Source organism: Pseudomonas grimontii (assembly GCF_007858185.1).
Lineage (GTDB): Bacteria > Pseudomonadota > Gammaproteobacteria > Pseudomonadales > Pseudomonadaceae > Aquipseudomonas > Aquipseudomonas grimontii.
Genome location: NZ_VFES01000001.1, coordinates 297,695 through 314,231 on the forward strand (window position 1 = coordinate 297,695; position 16,537 = coordinate 314,231).

Annotated in this window: 16 protein-coding genes; 7 read left to right on the forward strand and 9 right to left on the reverse strand. The window is 61.7% G+C overall.

Going from position 1 to position 16,537, the window contains the following annotated elements:
* Positions 1-15: 15 nt before the first annotated feature.
* Entirely contained in the window at positions 16-3,105 is a 3,090-nt protein-coding gene (locus FIV39_RS01475; protein WP_090409287.1) for a multidrug efflux RND transporter permease subunit, read from the reverse strand.
* Complete coding sequence (locus FIV39_RS01480) at positions 3,102-4,268, reverse strand: efflux RND transporter periplasmic adaptor subunit (protein ID WP_090409284.1); 1,167 nt, start codon at positions 4,266-4,268, stop codon at positions 3,102-3,104. The genes FIV39_RS01475 and FIV39_RS01480 overlap by 4 nt, the downstream gene beginning before the upstream one ends.
* 217 nt (positions 4,269-4,485) lie before the next feature.
* Here FIV39_RS01480 and FIV39_RS01485 point away from each other — a divergent pair, with 217 nt between their 5' ends.
* Together FIV39_RS01485 and FIV39_RS01490 are read left to right on the forward strand one after the other, a co-directional pair.
* On the forward strand, positions 4,486-4,719 hold the full coding sequence (locus FIV39_RS01485; protein ID WP_090409281.1) for a hypothetical protein: 234 nt from the start codon (positions 4,486-4,488) through the stop codon (positions 4,717-4,719).
* A 165-nt stretch (positions 4,720-4,884) separates the two neighbouring features.
* Positions 4,885-5,667 (forward strand): transporter substrate-binding domain-containing protein, encoded by a 783-nt coding sequence (locus FIV39_RS01490; RefSeq protein ID WP_090409278.1) that lies wholly within the window; start codon positions 4,885-4,887, stop codon positions 5,665-5,667.
* A gap of 43 nt (positions 5,668-5,710) precedes the next feature.
* Here FIV39_RS01490 and FIV39_RS01495 read toward each other — a convergent pair whose 3' ends face one another.
* The 4 genes from FIV39_RS01495 to FIV39_RS01510 form a co-directional block, all read right to left on the reverse strand.
* Entirely contained in the window at positions 5,711-6,454 is a 744-nt protein-coding gene (locus FIV39_RS01495) for a YkgJ family cysteine cluster protein (protein ID WP_090409275.1), read from the reverse strand.
* A gap of 108 nt (positions 6,455-6,562) precedes the next feature.
* Positions 6,563-7,045 (reverse strand): GNAT family N-acetyltransferase, encoded by a 483-nt coding sequence (locus FIV39_RS01500; RefSeq protein WP_090409272.1) that lies wholly within the window; start codon positions 7,043-7,045, stop codon positions 6,563-6,565.
* A gap of 3 nt (positions 7,046-7,048) precedes the next feature.
* Positions 7,049-7,951 (reverse strand): chemotaxis protein CheV, encoded by a 903-nt coding sequence (locus FIV39_RS01505; protein ID WP_090409269.1) that lies wholly within the window; start codon positions 7,949-7,951, stop codon positions 7,049-7,051.
* 92 nt (positions 7,952-8,043) lie between these two features.
* Positions 8,044-9,018, reverse strand: a complete 975-nt coding sequence (locus FIV39_RS01510) for a 2-hydroxyacid dehydrogenase (protein ID WP_090409267.1) — start codon at positions 9,016-9,018, stop codon at positions 8,044-8,046.
* Between the two features lie 252 nt (positions 9,019-9,270).
* Between FIV39_RS01510 and FIV39_RS01515 the strand changes: the two genes are divergently transcribed.
* Positions 9,271-9,669 (forward strand): hypothetical protein, encoded by a 399-nt coding sequence (locus tag FIV39_RS01515; RefSeq protein ID WP_090409264.1) that lies wholly within the window; start codon positions 9,271-9,273, stop codon positions 9,667-9,669.
* Between the two features lie 93 nt (positions 9,670-9,762).
* Here FIV39_RS01515 and FIV39_RS01520 read toward each other — a convergent pair whose 3' ends face one another.
* Positions 9,763-10,728, reverse strand: coding sequence for a LysR family transcriptional regulator (locus FIV39_RS01520; protein ID WP_090409261.1), 966 nt, complete (start codon positions 10,726-10,728; stop codon positions 9,763-9,765).
* A 183-nt stretch (positions 10,729-10,911) separates the two neighbouring features.
* Between FIV39_RS01520 and FIV39_RS01525 the strand changes: the two genes are divergently transcribed.
* The 4 genes from FIV39_RS01525 to FIV39_RS01540 are packed head-to-tail and all read left to right on the forward strand — an operon-like array spanning position 10,912 to position 15,696.
* The gene (locus FIV39_RS01525; RefSeq protein WP_090409258.1) at positions 10,912-12,447 is read left to right on the forward strand and encodes an efflux transporter outer membrane subunit; all 1,536 of its coding nucleotides are present in this window, start codon (positions 10,912-10,914) and stop codon (positions 12,445-12,447) included.
* A gap of 10 nt (positions 12,448-12,457) precedes the next feature.
* Positions 12,458-14,635 (forward strand): FUSC family protein, encoded by a 2,178-nt coding sequence (locus FIV39_RS01530; RefSeq protein WP_090409255.1) that lies wholly within the window; start codon positions 12,458-12,460, stop codon positions 14,633-14,635.
* Positions 14,625-14,825 carry a DUF1656 domain-containing protein gene (locus tag FIV39_RS01535; RefSeq protein WP_027604741.1) on the forward strand — a complete coding sequence of 67 codons (201 nt, stop codon included), beginning with the start codon at positions 14,625-14,627 and terminating at the stop codon, positions 14,823-14,825. The genes FIV39_RS01530 and FIV39_RS01535 overlap by 11 nt, the downstream gene beginning before the upstream one ends.
* 10 nt (positions 14,826-14,835) lie before the next feature.
* On the forward strand, positions 14,836-15,696 hold the full coding sequence (locus FIV39_RS01540; protein WP_090409253.1) for an efflux RND transporter periplasmic adaptor subunit: 861 nt from the start codon (positions 14,836-14,838) through the stop codon (positions 15,694-15,696).
* A 67-nt stretch (positions 15,697-15,763) separates the two neighbouring features.
* On the opposite strand, the gene FIV39_RS01545 is transcribed toward FIV39_RS01540, so the two are convergent.
* Positions 15,764-16,033, reverse strand: a complete 270-nt coding sequence (locus FIV39_RS01545) for a hypothetical protein (RefSeq protein WP_244176430.1) — start codon at positions 16,031-16,033, stop codon at positions 15,764-15,766.
* Between the two features lie 35 nt (positions 16,034-16,068).
* Positions 16,069-16,503, reverse strand: a complete 435-nt coding sequence (locus tag FIV39_RS33825) for a hypothetical protein (protein ID WP_244176429.1) — start codon at positions 16,501-16,503, stop codon at positions 16,069-16,071.
* Positions 16,504-16,537 lie beyond the last annotated feature (34 nt).

A 16,537-nucleotide genomic window follows, 5' to 3' on the forward strand; every position in this document is an offset into this window, starting at 1 on the left:
GGCGGTGCCTTGGCCTCAGTGTGTGGTCGCCAGCTCGGCAGCTGGTTTGGGCCGGTGGAAAATTTTCTCAAGGTACAAGTATATGACTGGTGTGGTGAACAACGTCAGCGCCTGGCTCACCAGCAAGCCGCCGACCACCGCGATGCCCAGGGGCTGGCGCATTTCCGCGCCGGGGCCGGCGCCGAGCATCAGCGGTACCGCGCCGAGCAGGGCGGCGAGGGTGGTCATGATGATCGGGCGGAACCGCGTGACGCAGGCTTCATAGATCGCTTCCTCCGGCGGCAACCCGCGTACCCGCTGGGCGTCCAGGGCGAAGTCGATCATCAGGATGCCGTTCTTCTTCACGATGCCGATCAGCAGCACCAGGCCGATCAGCGCCATGATCGAAAAGTCCTGGCCCATCAGCGACAGCATGATCAGCGCGCCCAACCCCGCCGAGGGCAAGGTGGAGATAATCGTCAGTGGGTGCACGAAGCTCTCATACAACACGCCCAGAATGATGTAGACCGCCACCAGCGCCGCGAGGATCAGCCAGGGCTGGCTGGCCAGCGAACTCTGGAACGCCTGGGCCGCGCCCTGGAAGTTGCCGATGATGGTGGTCGGCATGCCGATTTCATTCTTGGCCTGGTTGAGCAAGATCACCGCATCGCCCAGCGCCACACCGGGGGCCAGGTTGAACGACAGGTTGGCGGCCGGGAACATGCCGTCATGGCTGATGGACAAGGGCCCCACGGTCGGCGGGTCGACCTTGGCCACCGCCGACAACGGCACCATCTCATTGGTCAACGGCGAGCGCAGGTAGAAGTAATTCAGGCTTTCGGCCTTGCCGCGCTGTTGGGTGTCGAGCTCCAGCACCACCTGGTACTGGTTGATCTCGGTCTGGAACTCGTTGATCTGGCGCTGGCCGAAGGCGTCGTACAGCGCCTGGTCGACATCGGTGGCGGTCAGGCCAAAGCGCGCGGCGGCCTGACGGTCGATGCTGATATGGGTGATGCTGCCGCCCAGTTGCAGATCGTTGGACAGGTCGCGAAAGGCCGGGTTGGCGCGCAGTTTTTCGGTCAGGCGTTGGGTCCAGGTGTTGAGTGTCGGGCCGTCATTGCTCTTGAGTACGTACTGGTACTGGGCGCGGCTGGGGCCGGAGCTGAGGTTGATGTCCTGGCCGGCGCGCAGGTACAGCACGATGCCCGGCACTTTCGCCAGCTTGGGCCGGATGCGGTCGATGAACTGGCTGGCGGACACGTCGCGATCGCCCCGGTCTTTCAAGGCGATCCAGAAGCGGCCATTGGCGATGGTCTGGTTGCTGCCGGTCACGCCCACCGAATGGGAAAACGCCTGGACCGCCGGGTCGTCCTTGACGATCTCGGCCAGGGCCTTGTGCTTGGCGACCATGTCCGGGTACGACACATCGGCCGCCGCTTCGCTGGTGCCGAGCACAAAACCGGTGTCCTGTACCGGAAAGAAGCCCTTGGGAATAAACACGTAGCCGACCACGGCCAGGGCCAGGGTCACCACGAAAATGGCGGCCATGGTGCGTTGATGGGCCAGCGCGCGGCGCAGGTTGCGCGCATAGCCGGCCAGCAGGCGTTCGCTGAAGCCGGGTTTGTCGTGGGCGGGATGGGTCGGGGCGCGCATGAACAGCGCTGCCAATGTCGGCGCCAGGGTCAACGAGACCACCACCGAAATCAGGATGGTCGAGGTGGCCGTCAGTGCGAATTCCTTGAACAACCGTCCGACCACACCGCCCATGAACAGCAGCGGAATAAACGCCGCCACCAGCGAGAAGCTGATGGACACCACCGTAAAGCCAATCTCTCCGGCGCCTTTGATCGCCGCTTCGCGCTTGTCGAGCCCGGCTTCGAGGTGGCGGTGAATGTTCTCCACCACCACGATGGCATCATCGACCACAAAGCCCACGGCGATCACGATTGCCACCAGGGTCAGGTTGTTCAGGCTGAAGCCCATCAGGTACATCAGCGCAAAACTGGCGACCAGCGACACGCCGAGCACGCTGGACACAATCAGCGTCGCCGACAACTGGCGCAGGAACAGCGCCATCACTGCCACCACCAACAGGATGGCGATCAGCAGGGTCACCTCAACTTCATGCAGGGACGCGCGGATGGTCTTGGTGCGGTCAGACAATACGCTGACCTGCACCGAGGCCGGCAGCATGCCTTGCAGGCGCGGCAGTTCGGCCTGGATGCGGTCCACCGTCTCGACAATGTTGGCGCCGGGCTGGCGCGAAATCACCAGGTTGACGCCCGGCGTGTCGCCGGACCAAGCCTGTACGTAGGCGTTTTCCGAACCGTTGATGACTTTGGCAATATCGCGCAATTGCACCGGTGCACCGTCCTTGTAGGACACGATCAACTGCGCGTAGTCCTCCGGATGGAACAGCTGGTCGTTGGTCGACAGGGTCGACACGCTGTTCTGCCCGTAGATCGCACCCTTGGCCAGGTTGAGGCTCGATTGCTGGATGGCCAGGCGAATATCGGCCAGGGTCAGGCCGATGGCCGCGAGTTTGTCGGGGGAAGCCTGCACGCGGATCGCCGGGCGTTGCTGGCCGGTGATGTTGATCTGGCCGACACCGTCGATCTGGCTGATCTGCCGCGCCAGCAGGGTTTCCACATAGTCGCTCAGCTCGGTGCTGGGCATGCTGTCGGAGCTGACACTGAGGATGAGTACCGGGCTGTCCGCCGGGTTGACCTTCTTCCAGGTGGGCAGGCTTGGCATGTCGCTGGGCAGCTTGCCGGAGGCGGTGTTGATCGCCGCCTGCACTTCTTGCGCGGCGGTGTCGATGCTCTTGTCGAGGGTGAATTGCAGCGTCAGCAGGCTTGAGCCCAAGGCACTGCTGGAGGTCATCTGGGTCATGCCGGGGATGGCGCTGAACTGCACTTCCAGCGGCGTCGCCACCGAGGAGGCCATGGTATCCGGGCTGGCGCCGGGCAATTGTGCGGTGACCTGGATCGTCGGAAATTCCGCTTCCGGCAGTGGCGCGATGGCCAGGCGCGGGAAGGCAATGATCCCGAGCAGCACCAGGGCGAAGGTCAGCAGCAGGGTGGCGACCGGGTGGTCGACGCACCAGGCTGACGGCGAGCGGCTCATGGCTGCACCCTGGCATCGACGGTCTGGATCACCTGCGGTGGCTCCTTGAGCACCTCCACCTGGGCTCCGGCCTTGAGCCGCGACTGCCCATCACTGACCAGCACGTCACCGGCCTGCACACCCTTGATGATGTTCACGTCGCTGTTTTGATAGGTGACTTGCACTGGCACCACGTCGACCTTGTCACCGTTGACCCGGTACACGAAGTGCGAATCCAGGCCGCGTTGCACCACGGTCGGTGGCACCACCAAGGCATTTTTGTCGAGGGCGGTCTGGATCTTGATGGTCACCAGTTGCCCCGGCCACAGGCGTTGCGAGGCGTTGTTGAACTCGGCCTTGGCGCGCAGGGTGCCGGTGGTGGAGCTGATCTGGTTGTCGATCAGGCTCAAGTGGCCTTCCCCCAGCAAATCACCGGTCTGGCCGTCGGTGTCGGCACCCAGGTAGGCGTTGACGCTGGCCTGGGTCGGTGCGGCGATCAGGCCTTGCAGAGTCGGCAGCATCTGTTGTGGCAGAGAGAACTCAACGGCAATGGGGTCGATCTGGGTCACGGAGAACAGGCCCTGGGTATCGCTGGTGCGCAGGAAGTTGCCTTCGTCCACATTGCGAATACCGACGCGGCCGCTGACGGGTGAGCGAATCTGGGTGTAGGAAAGCTGGACCTGGGCTGCATCGATTGCGGCCCGGTTTCCTTGAGCGGTGGCCTTGAGCTGGTTGACCAGGGCTTGTTGCTGGTCGTAGGTCTGCTTGGACACGCCGTCGTCGACGCTCAATGCCTTGTAGCGCTTGAGGTTGACCAGCGCCACCTGCAACTGCGCCTGGCTCTCGCCCAGTTGCGCCTTGGCCTGGTCGAGGCTGGCGCGGATCGAGCGATCATCGATTCTGGCCAGCAAGTCGCCGACCTTGACCAACTGGCCTTCCTTGACCAGCAACTGGGTGAGAATGCCGTCGACTTGCGGGCGAATGACCACACTGTGCAAGGACAACACTGTGCCGATGCCGCTGACAAAGCGTGGAACGTCCTGCTGCGCTACGCTCACCACCCGCACCGGGATCGCGGTCGGTGCCGCCAGTTTGGCCTTGGCGGGCCGGGTCAGTGCCCATGCTGCAATCGCCACGACCACGAGGACACCCACGATCAGGGCAGTTTTTCGTTGAATGTGCATGGAAAGACGCCGTTAGCGCAGTTGCAAGTGTCAAGCTGCAAGCTGCAAGTTGAAGTTTGGATAGCAGCTTTATAGCGGGGATAACCGGTCAGGATCGTGACGGCAAACTGACAGCCATGACAGCTAAGGCTTTTAACTTGCCGCTTGAAGCTTACCGCTTGCACCTCCGGCCCCGCTATACTCGCGCTTTTACACCAATCGCTGCGCCGGAGCCCTTATGACTTCCCCGACACAACCCCCTGTTGAAGCGACCGACATCGTCGATTCGGCCAGCGCCGAAGGCGTTGAAAAAGCCGAGATCCCGGCGTTCAAGTTTCCGTTCAAGCCGGGTGAGCTGGCTGGGGCGAGGAATGCGGCCCAACCGTGGTACAAAAACGGCGCCAAGAATGGCCATACCAAGTCGCCAGGCATGGCGCCGCCGGGTACGCGTCGTTCGATGGGTAAACGCTGAGGTTAACAAGTCGCACGTTTTGTCGACTATTGCCTACAGCTTCTGCTGAAATTTCTGATTGTAGGCCTACGACCGTTTCTTGAAAGCTTGCACAGCCTTTGCTCTGCCCCAGTGGTTTCAGGGGGAGTGGGGTGATGCTGGTCTTTCCGGAAAAGGACGACGCCCTTGGCCCTGATACACATCTGTGTAATGTTTGCGCTGTTGCTTTCGGCTGATGCCTCTGCGGCCGATGATCAACCGCAGCGTGAAATCCGTTTCGCCGTTGCCGCACAATTCCCCCCCTTCCAGAGCCGCGACCCGCAAGGGCAGCTGATAGGCTTGAATATCGAGCTGGGCAACGCCCTGTGCGTGCAGATGAATGCACGTTGCATCTGGGTCGACCAGGTACTTGCCGAAGATTTCACCTCCCTTGAAGCCAGGAAATTCGACGCGATCATGGGAATGGCGCCAACGTCGCAACGGCGACGTTGGGTGAGCTTCACCGATAACCTCTACCCGTTCACCACGCGCCTGGTGGCGCGCAGTACGTCCGGCTTGCAGCCCCGTGCAGTGTCGCTCAGGGGCAAGCGCGTCGGCGTGTTGCTGGGCAGCAATCGCGAGGCTTTTGCCCTGTCGGCGTGGGCGCCCGGGGGCGTCATCGTCAAGAGTTTCTGGCTCAATAGTGAACTGGTACGCAGCCTTATAGCCGGCGAAATTGATGCGACCCTGCAAGGCACCGTGGAAATTCGTGAAGCCCTGCTCGACACCGAAGACGGTCACGATTTCGACTTCGCAGGCCCCGCCGTTTCGTCCGCGCTTTTGGGGGATGGCGTGGCCATCGCGGTGCGCAAGCCCGACACGGCATTGCGCAACGAACTCAACTGCGCCCTTGAACAGCTGAAGCAGAGCGGCGAGTACCTGAGGATTATCCAACCCTACCGCCTTGACGCCGTTCCTGCCGAGCAGTGACGGCTGATTAATCGTGACCGTCGCGCGATGTGGCCGGCAAGGTTTACGCCGCCCGCAGCGAGATAAACGCATAGTTGGCCGGCACCTCGGTGGCAATCTGCGCGCCGGCATCCAGCAACTGTTCGGCGATGTCCATTCCCGATACGTGGAACACCCACTCATTGGCCATGGACGGCTGATCCACCGCCAGTTCAATCGCCTGGGCAAACGCGCCCATGTCCGGCAGGTACGCGGTAAACCCATCCCCCTTGAGCGCCGTGGTGCGAATGCCCAGCAAGGCGCACACCGCCTCCTTGGTCTGCACGTCGTCTCGGTCGGCCTGGCGCGAGCGCTGGATCAGGTCCGCCAGCTCCTGGTCCACCAATTCACCACCGACGATCAACACCGGGCCCTGTTCCCAGGATTCCGGTGGGCAATCCTTGGCAGCGGGGCTGAGCGGGATATGCGGGTTGATCTCCATCGGGTAGATGCGGCACACCAACGGGCGACGCTCATAAATGCGGCACAGGTTATCTGCGTCAAGATTCCGGCAGCGCCCGGCGTTGTAGGCGGCAAAGGTGATTGCCACAAACGCCTCGGTGTTGCCGCTGGGTACCACCACCGAGCGGCGCTCGGCATGTTCGCGCTGCTGCTGAGGCAGGCCCAGGCCACTGCTCAGGAAGCCTTCCACCAAAACGATGACGTTACCGCCGTCAGCCGCCCATTGGCGGGCTTCCTGGAGGGTCAGGGGCACGTGATGATCGCTGCAGCATTTGCCGCAACCGACGCAGGAAAAATGGGTGTTCATGGCGGATCTGTCACCAGGCTAGGTCAGAGGGCACGCAGGAACGGTGACGGGTTTTTACCTCTATCCACCGTAGTGCTGCTCTGGAAGCAAGTTATGCGCCAGCACGTGTCAGTCGTCGGCGACCACATCGCGCAACACAAAGACCATGCCCGCGCTTTCGTACAGTTGTCGGGCGCGCAGGTTGCTCTCCAGCACCTTCAGGTCGACGTAGGGTTCGCCGCGTTGCTTGAACACCTGGAAGCAGTGCAGCAACAACGCCCGGCCCAAGCCTTGGCCTTGAGCGCAAGGATGCACGGACAGGTTCTTGATAAACGCGCTGGTCCAGCACTGCGCCACGCCGAGAATGCCATCGCCGTTGCTGGCTACCAGGCATAGCGTGGGGTCGAATTCGGCATCGGTGATGAACTGATGCTGCCAGGCTCGCAGATGAGGAACGCGGCCACCCCCTTGCTCCTGGGTCATGCGCAGCACCGCGTGGATCGCCGGGGCCAGCTCGTCGCGGTAATGATCCAACTGCGTATTGGCCGGCCATTGCGGCGCAGGCAGGCTGCCGGTGAGATTGCGGCGCAGCAGTTGGAAATACTCCGCCACGGGTTAAAGTCCCTGTTGCGCCACAGTCTGGGCGGCTATCACCAGGCACTTGGTCAGTTCGGGCGAGGAGAACTTGGTCAGCACCGCGTTGGCACCGGCCAGGCGCGCCTTTTCGCTGTTCATCGCGCTGTCCAGCGAGGTATGCAGCAACACGTAAAGATCCTGGAAATCCGGGGTTTCGCGCAGGGTGCGGGTCAGGGCGTAACCGTCCATTTCGGACATCTCGATGTCCGACACCACCACATTGATCTGTGCGGCGGTGCCTTGCAGCTCCAGCAGCACATCGATGGCTTCCTTCGCGCTGCGTGCGGTGTGGCAGGTCAGGCCGAGGTTGCGCAGGGTGTGCACCGACTGCTGCAAGGCGACCTGGCTGTCATCCACCACCAGGATCCGCGCATTGCCGAGCACTTCCGCCTCTTCCATGGTCAGGTCGGTGGGTGCCGCTTCAATCGGCGCCGGGGCGATACCGTGGATGACTTTTTCGATGTCCAGCACCTGCACCAGGCCGCCTTCCACCTGGGTCACCCCGGTGATGAACGCACGGTTGCCGCCGGAGCCGTAGGGCGGCGGGCGGATGTCGGTGGTCAGGCAGTGCACGATCTTGCTGACGGCCTGCACATGCAGGCCCTGCTTGGAACGGCTCACGTCGGTGACGATCAGGCAGCCTCCGTCCGGATCTTCCAGGGGCATTTCCCCCAGGGCGCGGCTCAGGTCGATCACCGCCAACGAGTTGCCACGCAGGGTGGCGATGCCTTTGACGTGCGGGTGGGACTCCGGCAGCTTGGTCAGCGGCGGGCAAGGGATGATTTCGCTGACTTTCAGCAGGTTGATGGCCATCAGCTTGCCGCTGCGCAAGGTAAAGAGCAGAAGCGAGAGTGAGTCTGCGCGGGCTTTGGTGGTGGACATAAAAACCTTCTGTGGATCAGGGATGACGAACTTCTATTGAGTGTTATCGACCCATTCGCCGGAAACTGTAGGAGCGATCAAGGCCCTTAACATCAGCCCTTCCACACCTGCGGGTTCACCAGGTCCTGCGGGCGCTGGCCCAGCAGGGCGCTGCGCAGATTGTCCAACGCGCGGTTGGCCATGGCTTCGCGGGTTTCATGGGTCGCCGAGCCGATGTGCGGCAGGGTCACTGCATTGCTCAGCTGGAACAGTGGAGATTCGGCCAGCGGCTCCTGCTCATACACATCCAGCCCGGCACCGCGAATGGTCTGGTTTTGCAGGGCCTGGATCAGCGCCGGTTCGTCGACCACCGGGCCACGGGAAATATTGATCAGGATTGCGCTGGATTTCATCAGCCCCAGCTCGCGGGTGCTGATCAGGTGGCGGGTCTTGTCGCTCAACGGTACCACCAGGCAGACGAAATCCGCCTCGGCCAGCAACTGGTCCAGGCTGCGGAACTGCGCGCCCAGCTCCTGTTCCAGCGCGGTCTTGCGGCTGTTGCCGCTGTACAGGATCGGCATATTGAAGCCCAGGCGCCCACGACGGGCCACGGCCGCGCCGATATTGCCCATGCCGACGATACCGAGGGTCTTGCCATGCACGTCACAGCCAAACAGCGGTGCGCCGACGCTGGCTTTCCACTGGCCGGCCTTGGTCCAGGCGTCCAGCTCGGCGACCCGGCGCGCGCTGCTCATCAGCAGGGCGAAGGCCAGGTCGGCGGTGCTTTCGGTGAGTACGTCGGGGGTGTTGGTGAGCATGATCCCGCGCTCGTTGAAGTACGGCACGTCGTAGTTGTCGTAGCCCACCGACACGCTGGAGACCACCTCCAGCTTGCTCGCGCCTTCGAGTTGCGCGCGGCCCAGCTTGCGACCTACGCCAATCAAACCGTGGGCGTGGGGCAGGGCTTCATTGAATTGAGCGTTAATATCGCCCAGCTTGGGGTTGGGGGCGATCACGTCGAAATCCTGTTGCAGGCGTTCGATCATTTCCGGGGTGACACGGCTGAAGGCGAGGACTGTCTTTTTCATTGCAGGCGGGCTCATCGACTACGGAAGAATGCCAAGCACGCTAACATTTATCTCCTCCACGCAACACCACAAGCTTGCACCTGCAGCCAGCGGCTCAATGTCTGGACGGCATGCTGTATATAACGAATGGATTCGCTGGGTATCATCAATTGCACTGAGAAACTGTGAACTCTAACAGTGTTAAACGCAGTATTTTTATTGCAGGCTATTTACGAAAGAGGGGGAAGTGGCACTTTTCAGGAGTGAGCAATCATGAGGTATTTATTAGTGTTTGGTTTGATCGCCTGGCTTTCAAACTCAGCGGTACTGGCCGAGAAAGGTTTCACTGATCAAGATTGTATAGATCAATGGTTGAAGAGCACCGCTTCCAGAACATGTTTCACAAGGCCTGGCAATATAGTTGCCATGGATCCTTTTGATAAGCGTACTTATGATCCGCGACCGATGAGTCAGTCGTACGATTACGAAAAGAGAGAACCCGTTAAATTTTGCAGTGTTACAGCGGAGTGCTTTACAGAAGGCACTAAAGAGATAGAGACGGGGCGCGTTGCGGGAGAAACTCAAGTGATAAATACGCGTAAAACGGGTGATTATGTGTTCCGGTTGGACTCTTTGGATCGCGTTATCAACAAGGATGGAGCGCTACAGTAAAGTTACCGACGTTGAATAAAGCGTGTAGGGCGGAACATCGTCCAATACCGACACATGCCTGGCGCTTCCAGAGAAGCGCCCTGGCTGTGTTACTCAAGCCAGCCGCGCACCGCTCAGGCTGCCGCTCAACTCATACGCCACCAGCTCCGCCTGGTGCGCCGCCAGGATCTCCGGCAGCGAGCCGCGCAGGTATTCCACCCAGGTCTTGATCTTCGCATCCAGGTACTGGCGCGAGGGGTAGATGGCGTACAGGTTCAGTTCCTGGGAACGGTAGGTGGGCATGACCCGCACCAATGTGCCGTTGCGCAGGCCTTCGATGGCCGCATATACCGGCAACAGGCCGACGCCCATGCCGCTGGTGATCGCGGTTTTCATCGCGTCGGCCGAGTTGACCAGGAACGGCGATGTATTGATCGCCACGCTTTCCTGGCCTTCGGGGCCGTTAAAGGTCCACTTGTCCAGCTGGATCACCGGGCTGACCAGGCGCAGGCAGGCGTGGTTGAGCAAGTCGTGGGGGCGATGGGCACAGCCCTTGGCCTTGACGTAGTCCGGCGAGGCGCAGGCGATGCTGTAGGTGATGCCCAGGCGTTGGGACACGAAGCCCGAATCCGGCAGCTCACTGGCCAGCACGATGGACACGTCGTAGCCCTCGTCCAGCAGGTCCGGCACGCGGTTGGCCAGGGTCAGGTCGAAGGTCACGTCCGGGTGGGTGCGGCGGTAGCGGGCAATCGCGTCGATGACGAAATGCTGGCCGATGCCGGTCATGGTGTGCACTTTCAACTGCCCGGCGGGGCGGGCGTGGGCGTCGCTGGCTTCGGCTTCGGCTTCTTCGACGTAGGCCAGGATCTGCTCGCAGCGCAGCAGGTAGCGTTTACCGGCCTCGGTGAGGGCAATTCGGCGGGTGGTGCGATTGAGCAAGCGGGTTTGCAGATGTGCCTCAAGATTGGAGACCGCGCGCGAGACGTTGGCGGTGGTGGTGTCCAGTTGTGCGGCGGCGGCGGTGAAGCTGCCCGCTTCAGCCACGCAACTGAAGGCGCGCATGTTTTGCAAAGTGTCCATGGAGAGTTCTCAGGGGAGATACCAAATTGTGACAGAAAGTTACGCTGTCCAGTGATCCCTACCAACGGATTATCGCTTGAACGGTAACAAAGATTCACAGGAATGCCAGCTTATCGTCCTCCATGCCGCCGCCTAGAATTGCGCCACCTCTCCCCGCAACACCACCTCAGGAATTCGTTCGCCGTGCCGCGTCGCATCAGCAGAGAGCTGAAGACTCTCATTTACAGGGAGCTGAAGGCTCTCAGTGTTTGCGCCTTATCGTTAGCAATCAGCGGCTGCATCGGAACCGGAGGAATCGCCCCCCAAGGCCAGGCTCTCAACGCCACTACCCTGGCCACCGACGAAGCGATCCGCAGCGCCGCCCAGGACGCCCACTGGCCCACCGCGCAATGGTGGCAGGCCTACGGCGACCCGCAACTCAACCACTGGGTCGAACTCGCCACCCAAAGCAGCCCGAGCATGGCCATGGCCGCCGGGCGGGTGCGGGAAGCGCGGGCCATGGCCGGGGTTGTCGAGTCGGCCGAGTCGCTGCAGATCAACGGTGATACCAGCCTCAAACGCCACAATTGGCCGAAGGATCAGTTCTACGGCCCTGGTGAATTGAGCGGTGCCAACACCTGGGACAACAATGCATCCCTGGGCTTGAGCTACGCCCTCGACCTGTGGAGCCGCGAAAGCAACGCCACTGAACGTGCCGTCGACCTGGCCCACATGAGCGCCGCCGAAGCACGCCAGGCCCAACTCGAACTGCAGAACAACGTGGTGCGCGCCTATATCCAGCTGTCGTTGCATTACGCCAATCGCGATATCGTCGCAGCGACCCTGGCCCAGCAACAGCAGATCCTCGACCTGGCCAACAAACGCCTGAACGCCGGGATCGGCACGCATTTCGACGTGAGCCAGGCCGAAACGCCACTGCCGGAAACCCATCGCCAATTGGATGCCCTGGACGAAGAAATCGCCCTGAGCCGTAACCAGCTGGCGGCGCTTGCCGGTAAAGGTCCGGGGGAGGGGGCCACGTTACAGCGTCCGACGTTGTCCCTCGCCGCACCGCTGAAACTGCCTTCGAGCCTGCCCGCGCAATTGCTCGGCCAGCGCCCGGATGTGGTCGCCAGCCGTTGGCAGGTGGCGGCGCAAGCCCGTGGCATCGATGTCGCCCACGCCGGTTTCTACCCCAACGTCGACCTGGTCGGCAGCCTAGGCTACATGGCCACCGGCGGTGGCATGCTGGCGTTTCTCGCCGGCAAGAAATTCAACTACAGCGTCGGCCCGGCGATCACCTTGCCGATCTTCGACGGTGGCCGCCTGCGTGCGGAGCTGGGTGAAGCCAGCGCCGGCTATGACATCGCCGTGGCGCGCTACAACCAGACCCTGGTCAACGCGCTCAAGGGCATCAGCGACCAGTTGATCCGCCGTGAGTCCATGGACAAGCAAGCCGCATTTGCCGCGCAGTCGGTGGCCTCGGCGCAGAAGACCTACGACATCGCGATGATCGCCTACCAGCGCGGCCTCACCGATTACCTCAATGTGCTCAACGCCCAGACCTTGCTGTTTCGCCAACAACAGGTCGAGCAGCAGGTACAGGCCGCGCGGCTTGGCGCCCATGCCGAACTGGTAACCGCACTGGGTGGCGGCCTCGACGCCGGCAAAGACGTACCGCAAGACGCCAGAACCCTCCCGAGCAAGACCCCGGCGGCGCTTGCCGTGTTTGATCACTGAGTAGGATTTAATGACTCCCTTGCCTGCACCGCTGCGCTGGCTGCATTCCCTTGAGTGGCGCCGTGGTTTTTTTGACTGGGCACGCAGTGACGGCGTGACTTGGGTATACATCTTCAAGGTGCTGATCGCCGCGTTCTTCACGCTGTGGCTGGCGATGCGCCTGGAACTGCCGCAACCACGCACCGCGATGATCACCGTATTTATCGTGATGCAACCGCAGAGCGGCCAGGTGTTCGCCAAGAGCTTCTATCGTTTCCTCGGCACCCTGGCGGGGTCGGCGGTGATGGTGTTGTTGATCGCCTTGTTTGCGCAGAACACCGAGTTGTTCCTCGGCGCATTGGCGATCTGGGTCGGTATTTGCACCGCTGGCGCGACGCGTAACCGCAACTTTCGCGCCTATGGGTTCGTGCTCGCGGGGTATACGGCAGCGATGGTCGGCCTGCCGGCCCTGGCCCATCCCGACGGTGCCTTTATGGCGGCGGTCTGGCGGGTGTTGGAAATCTCCCTGGGGATTCTGTGCTCTACGCTGGTCAGCGCGGCGATCCTGCCGCAGACCTCCAGCGCCGCCATGCGCAATGCGCTTTATCAGCGCTTTGGCGTGTTTGCGCTGTTTGTCACCGACGGCCTGCGTGGGCGCAGCCAACGTGAGGGTTTCGAGGCCAGCAACGTGCGCTTTATCGCCGAGGCCGTGGGCCTGGAAGGGCTGCGCAGCCTCACGGTGTTCGAAGACCCGCATATGCGCCGGCGCAATGGCCGGCTCAGCCGCCTCAATAGCGAGTTCATGAGCATCACCACGCGCTTCAATGCCTTGCACCAATTGCTCGAACGCTTGCGTACGGACTCCGCGGACCATGTGGTGGCGGCGATCAAACCGGGCCTGCAGGACCTGGCCGAAGTGCTCGACGGCTTCTCCGGTCGTGCCCTCACCAGTCCCGATGCCGCGCGCCTGGTCCACCAGCTCAGCGCCTACAAGGACGGCTTGCCCGCCAAGGTGCGCAGCCTGCGCGCGACCTTCCAGGAGGGCTGCCCGAGCGAAGCCGAGCAACTGGATTTTCACACCGCTTATGAGCTGCTCTACCGCTTCGTCGATGACCTGCACAACTACGCGCAAACCCATGCCTCCCTGGCCGATCACAGCCATGCACGGGAGCAATGGGACGAAACCTTCAGCCCGAAAACCAACTGGCTGGCCTGCGCCGCCTCGGGGATTCGCGCGTCGTTCATCCTGATCGTGCTGGGCAGTTATTGGGTGGCCACGGCCTGGCCCAGCGGTGCCACCATGACCATGATCGCCGCTGCTACGGTCGGCCTGTCCGCCGCTACGCCCAACCCCAAGCGCATGGCCTTCCAGATGGCCTGCGGCACGTTGATCGGTGCGTTGGTAGGCTTTGTCGACATGTTCTTCGTGTTCCCGTGGATCGACGGCTTCCCGCTGCTGTGCGTGATGCTCGCGCCGGTGATCATCCTCGGTGCTTTCCTCGCTTCACGCCCGCAATACGCCGGGGTCGGCGTGGGCCTGCTGATTTTCTTCAGCACCGGCTCGGTGCCGGACAACCTCACTGTCTACAACCCCTACACCTTTATCAACGACTACATCGCCATGATCATCGGCATGCTGGTGTGTGCGGCGGCGGGAGCGATCATCCTGCCGCCCAACAGCCGCTGGCTGTGGCGCCGCCTGGAGCAGGACCTGCGCGAACAGGTGGTGTATGCCATCAGCGGTAAGCTCAAGGGGTTGGCGTCGAGTTTCGAAAGCCGCACCCGTGACCTGCTGCACCAGGCCTATGGCCTCGCTGTCGGCCAGCCGCAAGTGCAACGCGACCTGCTGCGCTGGATGTTCGTGGTGCTGGAAATCGGCCACGCGATCATCGAGTTGCGCAAGGAACAAGCGATCCTGCCGGTGCACCCGGCCTACGCCGAGTCCCAGCCCTGGCGCCAGGCGATCCGGGTGATGGGCCGCTCGTTGGTGCGACTGTTCCTGCAACCCAGCGCCAGCAACCTGGAGCGTGGCCTGATCGCCGTCGACCACGCCATCAGCCGCGTGCAGGCCACCGACGAACCCTTCGCCCCGCACTTCGACACCTCGGCCCTGCGCCGGGTGAAAAGCTACCTGCACTTTATCCGCACCTCGTTGCTGGACCCGCAATCACCGCTGGCGGCCCTCAAAGGAACCCCGAATGCCTCGTGAAATCGCATTCCACGGCATTTATATGCCGACCATGACCCTGATGTTCCTGATCGCGGCCGCGCTGGCCTGGGCCCTTGACCGCTTCCTGGCCGGGTTCGACCTGTACCGTTTTTTCTGGCACCCGGCGTTGTTGCGCCTGAGCCTGTTCGTTTGCCTGTTCGGCGCCCTGGCGCTGACCGTCTACCGTTGAGAATGCCCCGATGAAAAAGTTTTTCAGCCTGCTCGCGACCTTGCTGGTACTGGCTTTGGCGATCTGGATTGGCCGCACGTTGTGGGTGCACTACATGGAAACGCCATGGACCCGCGACGGCCGGGTGCGCGCCGACATCATCAACGTGGCGGCCGACGTCACCGGCGAAGTGGTCGACGTCCCGGTGCGCGATAACCAGTTGGTGAAAAAGGGCGACCTGCTGATGCAGATCGACCCCGAGCACTACCGCATTGCCGTCAAACAGGCGCAATCCCTCGTGGCCTCCCGCAAAGCCACCTGGGAAATGCGCAAGGTCAACGCCCACCGCCGCGCCGACCTCGACGCCCTGGTGATCTCCAAGGAAAACCGCGACGACGCCAGCAACATCGCCGACTCGGCCCTGGCGGACTACCAGCACGCGCTGGCACAACTCGAAGCGGCCGAACTCAACTTGAAACGCACCCAGGTCGTGGCGGCGGTGGACGGCTACGTCACCAACCTCAACGTGCATCGCGGCGACTACGCACGCATCGGCGAAGCCAAGATGGCCGTGGTCGATATGAACTCGTTCTGGGTCTATGGCTTCTTCGAAGAAACCAAGTTGCCCCATGTGAACGTCGGCGACAAAGCCGACATGCAACTGATGAGCGGCGAGACGTTGAAGGGGCACGTAGAAAGCATCTCGCGCGGCATCTACGACCGTGACAACCCGGAGAGTCGCGAGCTGATCGCCGATGTGAACCCGACGTTCAACTGGGTAAGGCTGGCCCAGCGGGTGCCGGTGCGGATTCACATTGATGAAGTGCCTGAGGGGGTGTTGTTGGCGGCGGGGATTACGTGCACGGTGATCGTTAACCAAACGCCGAACTGAAATGTGGGAGGGGGCTTGAGCCCCCTCCCACATTCGATTTTTGTTGATAGGCAGATTGGGCACCGCTTCAGGTTTGTGCGTTGGCTCTGATTTTTCGTCGACGTTTGACCCGCAGCATGCTGACGAAGCGGCGGTGGTTTCTTGTATTAAGAATCAGCAGGCAGAACAGCGATTGAAATAGTGGGAATAGTGCAAACAACGTAACTGGGTTGTTCCCCAGGTAGCCTGCCGAAAGCAAGGCGTTCAAGGCCGCGACGCCTGCAAGCAGTGGCGGCCCAGAGCGAAACCCCACCGCCACCAAGGTCAGGCCAATGCACATGGCCAGTAGCAGTGCCATGCTCGCCACGACCGCATATTCGCCAGGGAGATAATTTATTCGTGCGTAATACGACAGGCTATGTGACAGGTTGCTGAACTGCTGACTAAGTTCATTGAGACCCCCATACCTACCGTGAATGCAAAACGTCGGGTGTATCGAGTTAAGTTTCGGGGGTCTTGCAGGGTATTGATGTCATTGTTCATGGCTGCTGAACTCTTCATAAATGCCGATAACAATAGGGTTGATATTTCCGGACCTGCCACTTCCCGCAAAATCACCCGTTTGGGCCTGATACTGCACAACGGCACAAACTCACGCAGCACCGTCACCTGATAGTCACTGTTGATATGCACTACCCCGGCCCCGACGATGGCCGGGTCGGCGTTAATGGTTCGATACAGTTTGGGCAGGTCCAGCAGACTCGTCAGTCGCTGGCGAGTCGTGGTGTGCGCATCCGGCACACCGCTTCGCAGGAAATTGCTTGGCATCCTTTCACCTGTGAGTAGACCGAGGTGAAAGAGC